This window comes from Actinomycetospora sp. (genome assembly GCF_055612215.1).
This window is the reverse complement of the sequence record NZ_JBVPVA010000383.1, coordinates 1-5,065: the sequence shown is the minus strand read 5'-3', so window position 1 is coordinate 5,065 and position 5,065 is coordinate 1. Positions and strand designations below refer to the sequence as shown.

The following is a 5,065-nucleotide window of genomic DNA, read 5'->3' as shown; positions in this document are numbered from 1 at the left end:
ACGCGCTCGTAGTCGTCGAGCGGCAGCGGCTCGGCGACGGTGATCGCGACGTGGCCGATGTCGTTGATCTCCAGGCCGTCCGGGTCGGGCTGGCGCTCGAGGGTCTGGACGTCGAGCCGGTCGACCACCGACGTGATCATGGCCTGCACGGTGTGGGTGCCGTGCTTGACCAGCAGCCGGCGCCCGGGCACCAGCGGCTTGTCGTGCAGCCAGGCGAGGGTGGCCTCGAACTCGGTGACCGGCTCCGGGGCGTCGTCGGCGGCGGCGATCACCGCACCGCGCGCGACCCCGAGGTCGTCGGCGAGGCGCAGCACCACGCTCTCGCCCGCGCCGGCCTGCTCCTGGGAGCCCTCGAAGCGGTCGATGCCCTCGATCGTCGTGCGCTGGCCGTCCGGCAGCACGACGACGGGATCCCCGACCCGGACGGTGCCGGCGGAGACCAGGCCGGCGTAGCCCCGGTAGTCGGGGTACTCGGCGCTGCGCGGCCGGATCACCGTCTGCACCGGGAACCGGAACGGGGCCTCGGCGTCGGGACCGTCGACGGGAACGGTCTCGAGGTGGTCGAGGAGGGTCGGGCCGTCGTACCAGGGGGTGTTCTCCGAGGGCAGCACGACGTTGTCGCCGCGCTTCGCCGAGACCGGGATCGCCACGACCGCGTCGTCGCCGTACCCCAGTACCTCGGCGATCTCGTGGAACTCCTTCGCGATCGTGGTGAACGTGGGCTCGTCGTACTCGACCAGGTCGATCTTGTTGACGGCGAGGACGAGACGCGGCACCCGCAGCAGCGACATCACCGCGGCGTGGCGGCGGGTCTGCTCGACGACGCCGTGGCGCGCGTCCACAAGGAGCACGGCCAGCTGCGCGGTCGAGGCGCCGGTGACGGTGTTGCGGGTGTACTGCACGTGGCCGGGGGTGTCGGCGAGGACGAACGAGCGGTTGGGCGTCGCGAAGTAGCGGTAGGCCACGTCGATCGTGATGCCCTGCTCGCGTTCCGAGCGCAGGCCGTCGACCAGCAGCGACAGGTCGGGGTCGCCGCCGCCCTGGGTGGCGCGCTCCACCGCCTCCATCTGGTCGGCCAGCACCGACTTGGTGTCGTAGAGCAGGCGCCCGACGAGCGTGGACTTGCCGTCGTCGACCGAGCCCGCCGTCGCGAGCCGCAAGAGGTCTGTCGTCACTAGAAGTAACCTTCCTTCTTGCGGTCCTCCATGGCGGCCTCGGAGAGCCGGTCGTCCGCGCGTGTCGCCCCGCGCTCGGTGAGCCGGGACCCGCGGACCTCGTCGAGCACCTCGTCGAGCGTCGTGGCGTCCGACTCGACGGCGCCGGTGCACGACCCGTCCCCGACGGTGCGGTAGCGGACCGTCTTCGTGACGACCTCCTCGCCGTCGCGGGGGCCGCCCCACGGGCCGCTGGTCAGCCACATGCCGTCGCGGGCGAAGACTTCGCGGGTGTGCGCGTAGTAGATCGTCGGCAGCTCGATCCCCTCGCGGGCGATGTAGCGCCAGACGTCGAGCTCGGTCCAGTTGGACAGCGGGAACACGCGCACGTGCTCGCCGGCCTTGTGGCGCCCGTTGTAGAGGTTCCACAGCTCGGGGCGCTGGCGGCTGGGCTCCCAGGCGCCGAAGGCGGTGCGGAGGCTGAAGATGCGCTCCTTGGCCCGCGCCCGCTCCTCGTCGCGGCGGCCGCCACCGAAGACCGCGTCGTGGCGGTGCTCGGCGATGGCGTCGAGCAGCGGCGTGGTCTGCAGCGGGTTGCGGGTGCCGTCGGCGCGCTCGGACAGCCGGCCGTCGTCGATGTAGTCCTGCACGCGGGCCACCTCGAGGGTCAGCCCGTAGCGCTCGACGACCGCGTCGCGGAACTCGATCACCTCGTCGAAGTTGTGCCCGGTGTCCACGTGCAGCACCGGGAACGGCACCGGCGCCGGCCAGAACGCCTTGCGCGCGAGGTGCACCAGCAGCATCGAGTCCTTGCCGCCGGAGAAGAGGATCACCGGGCGGTCGAACTCGCCGGCGACCTCGCGGATGATGTGGATGGCCTCGGACTCGAGGGCCTGGAGCTGGTCGACCGAGGCCGGCGCCTCGACGGTCTCGGCGGTCATCCGTGCAGCCCGCACTCGGTCTTGGTGAAGCCCGCCCAGCGCCCGCTGCGCGGGTCGGCGCCCGGAGCGGGCTTCGCGGTGCACGGCGCGCAGCCGATCGAGGGGTAGCCCTCGCCGACCAGCGGGTTGACCAGCACCGCGTTCTCGGCGATGTAGGCGTCCATCTGCGCGTCGGTCCAGTGCGCGATGGGGTTGACCTTGACCAGCTCGTGGCGCTCGTCCCAGGTCACCAGCGGCGTGCTCGCGCGGGTGGGCGCCTCGACGCGGCGCACGCCGGTGACCCAGGCGTCGTAGCGCGCGAGGGTCTCCTTGAGCGGCACGACCTTGCGCAGGTTGCAGCACCGGCCGGGGTCGGTCGCGAACAGGTCCTTGCCGAGCAGCGCGTCCTGCTCGGCGACGGTCTGCGCCGGGTGGGCCTCGACGATGTTCACGCCGTAGACCTGCGCGACGGCGTCGCGGGTCCCGAGCGTCTCGGCGAAGTGGTAGCCGGTCTCGAGGAACAGCACGTCGACCCCGGGCCGGGCCTCGGCGCCGAGCTTGACCAGCACCGCGTCCTGCATGTTCGACGCGACGATCAGCCGGTCGCCGTAGTTCCGCGCGGCCCACGCGAGGATCTCGCGGGTGAGCTCGACGTGGTCGGCGCTCGACTCGAGGGCCGCGAAGGTCTCCCCGGCGGCGAGGGCGTCCGCCCGGTGGGTGTCGCCATCGGTGGTGGACGCAGTGGTGCTGGTCACTGGCCTGCTCCCGTCAACGCTGAGGGTGTCGCCGCGGAGGTGACGACGAAGGTGCTGCGGCAGTCCGCGCACTCCCACGCGCCGTCGGGGTTCTCCCGGGGCCGCAGGTCCTGCTCGCCGCAGTAAGGGCAGTACTGGACCGGGAACGACCTCACGAGAGCTGGCCCTCCTCGGCGCGCACGACCCACTGGGCGAAGCGCTCGCCGTCCTCGCGGTGTTCCACGAAGTTCCGGACGACCCGCTCGACGTAGGGACCGAGGTCGGCCGAGAGCACCTTGTGGCCGCGCAGCTTGCGCCCGAACCCGGCGTCGAGACCCAGCCCGCCGCCGAGGTGGACCTGGAAGCCGGCGGCCGGGTTGCCCTCGGCGTCGGAGACGATCTGGCCCTTGAGCCCGATGTCGGCGACCTGGATCCGCGCGCACGAGTTCGGGCAGCCGTTGAGGTGGATCGAGATCGGCGTCTCGAGCTGCGGGGCGACCTCGGCGAGGCGCGCCTCGAGGTCCTCGACGAGCTCGCCGGCCCGGTTCTTGGTGTCGACGAACGCGAGCTTGCAGAACTCGAGGCCGGTGCAGGCCATCGTCGCGCGCCGGAAGACGCTGGGCCGCGCGGGCAGCCCGAGGTGGTCCAGCGCCGTCGTCAGGGTGTCGAGCTGCTCGGCGGGCACGTCCAGCACCAGGATCTTCTGGTACGGGGTGAGGCGCACCCGCGTCGACCCGACGTCCTCGGCGGCCTTGGCGACCCCGACCAGCGTGGAGCCGGAGGTGCGCCCCGCCGGCGGGGCGACGCCGACGAACTTCTTGCCGTCGACCTGGTCGTGGATGCCGACGTGGTCGATGGTCCCGGCGATCGGGTCGGGCGCCGGTCCGTCGACGAGCTTCCGGTGCAGGTACTCGTCCTCGAGCACCTGGCGGAACTTCTCGGGGCCCCAGTCGGCGATGAGGAACTTGATGCGGGCGCGGGTGCGCAGCCGGCGGTAGCCGTAGTCGCGGAACACCTGGACGACGCCCTGCCAGACGTCGGCGACCTCGTCGAGCGGCACCCACGCCCCGAGGCGGACCGCGAGCTTCGGGTTGGTGGACAGGCCGCCGCCGACGTGGAGGTCGAACCCCGGGCCGTGCTCGGGGTGCACGACGCCGACGAAGCTGACGTCGTTGACCTCGTGCGCCACGTCCTGCTGGCCCGAGATCGCGGTCTTGAACTTGCGGGGGAGGTTCGCGAGCGAGCGGTCGCCGAGGAAGCGCTCGACGATCTCGTCGACGGCGGGCGAGCCGTCGATGACCTCGTCGGCGCTGATCCCGGCCACCGGCGAGCCGAGGATCACGCGCGGGCAGTCGCCGCAGGCCTCGGTCGTCGAGAGGTTCACGGCCTCGAGCCGGCGCCAGATCTCCGGGACGTCCTCGACGCGGATCCAGTGCAGCTGGATGTTCTCCCGGTCGGTGACGTCGGCGGTGTCACGGGCGAAGGTCTGGGAGATCTCGCCGATCACGCGCAGCTGCTCGGTGGTCAGCGCCCCGCCGTCGACCCGGACCCGCAGCATGAAGTGCCGGGCGTCGAGGAACTCCTCGTCGACGTGGCCGGTGTCGGTGCCCGGGTAGCCCTCGGCGCGCTGGGTGTAGAGACCCATCCAGCGGAAGCGTCCGCGCAGGTCCGCGGGGTCGATCGAGTCGAAGCCGCGGTGGGCGTAGATGTTCTCGATGCGCGCCCGCACGTTGAGCGGGTGGTCGTCCTTCTTGGACTGCTCGTTCTTGTTCTGGGGCTCGCGGTAGCCCAGCGCCCACTGGCCCTCGGCCTTGCCCTTGCGCGCCCGTGCCTTCTTGGGGGCCACCGGCTTGTCGTCGGGGACGTCCCTGACGCCGAGCGGAGTGGTCTCGGCGTAGGACTCCTCGGGCGTCGAGGCGCCTTCGCTGGACGGAGCGCTGGTCATCGGTGGTGCGTCCTCCGGGGAGCAGGACGCGCACGGCAGCCCGCGCGCACCTGCTGACGGTCGTGGTGGTGGATGCCCGACGGGGCGGGCGGTCAGCGGTGCTGCTCAGCAGCCCGGGCACAGTGCGCTGGCGACGCGCGCGAGGTCGACGTGGGGTCGACCGACGAGCAGCGGGTCCAGGGCACTCACGCTCCTCACAGTGCCATGCCGCCCGGCGTGATTCCACCGGCTGTGGCGCGTTCGTGCCGCAGGCACAATCGAGGCATGCCCTCCGTGCCCCCCGGCGGCGAACCCGCCCCGGCCGACGGCGCG

The 5,065-nt window shown here is 72.2% G+C and carries 6 protein-coding genes; all 6 read right to left on the bottom strand.

Going from position 1 to position 5,065, the window contains the following annotated elements; translation table 11 throughout:
• Positions 1-1,175, bottom strand: a 1,175-nt coding sequence (locus AC0CYZ_RS11005; protein ID WP_472215180.1) for a sulfate adenylyltransferase subunit 1, incomplete at its 3' end; no start/stop codon positions are given.
• The gene (gene cysD / locus AC0CYZ_RS11000) at positions 1,175-2,095 is read right to left on the bottom strand and encodes a sulfate adenylyltransferase subunit CysD (RefSeq protein WP_472215178.1); all 921 of its coding nucleotides are present in this window, start codon (positions 2,093-2,095) and stop codon (positions 1,175-1,177) included. The genes AC0CYZ_RS11005 and cysD, both read right to left, overlap by 1 nt.
• Positions 2,092-2,829, bottom strand: a complete 738-nt coding sequence (locus AC0CYZ_RS10995) for a phosphoadenylyl-sulfate reductase (RefSeq protein WP_472215176.1) — start codon at positions 2,827-2,829, stop codon at positions 2,092-2,094. The genes cysD and AC0CYZ_RS10995 overlap by 4 nt, the downstream gene beginning before the upstream one ends.
• A complete protein-coding gene (locus AC0CYZ_RS10990; RefSeq protein WP_472215174.1) occupies positions 2,826-2,984 on the bottom strand; it encodes a hypothetical protein in 159 nt (52 codons plus the stop codon). The genes AC0CYZ_RS10995 and AC0CYZ_RS10990 overlap by 4 nt, the downstream gene beginning before the upstream one ends.
• On the bottom strand, positions 2,981-4,753 hold the full coding sequence (locus AC0CYZ_RS10985) for a nitrite/sulfite reductase (RefSeq protein WP_472215172.1): 1,773 nt from the start codon (positions 4,751-4,753) through the stop codon (positions 2,981-2,983). The genes AC0CYZ_RS10990 and AC0CYZ_RS10985 overlap by 4 nt, the downstream gene beginning before the upstream one ends.
• Positions 4,754-4,858: 105 nt before the next feature.
• A complete protein-coding gene (locus AC0CYZ_RS10980; RefSeq protein ID WP_472215182.1) occupies positions 4,859-4,942 on the bottom strand; it encodes a putative leader peptide in 84 nt (27 codons plus the stop codon).
• Positions 4,943-5,065 lie beyond the last annotated feature (123 nt).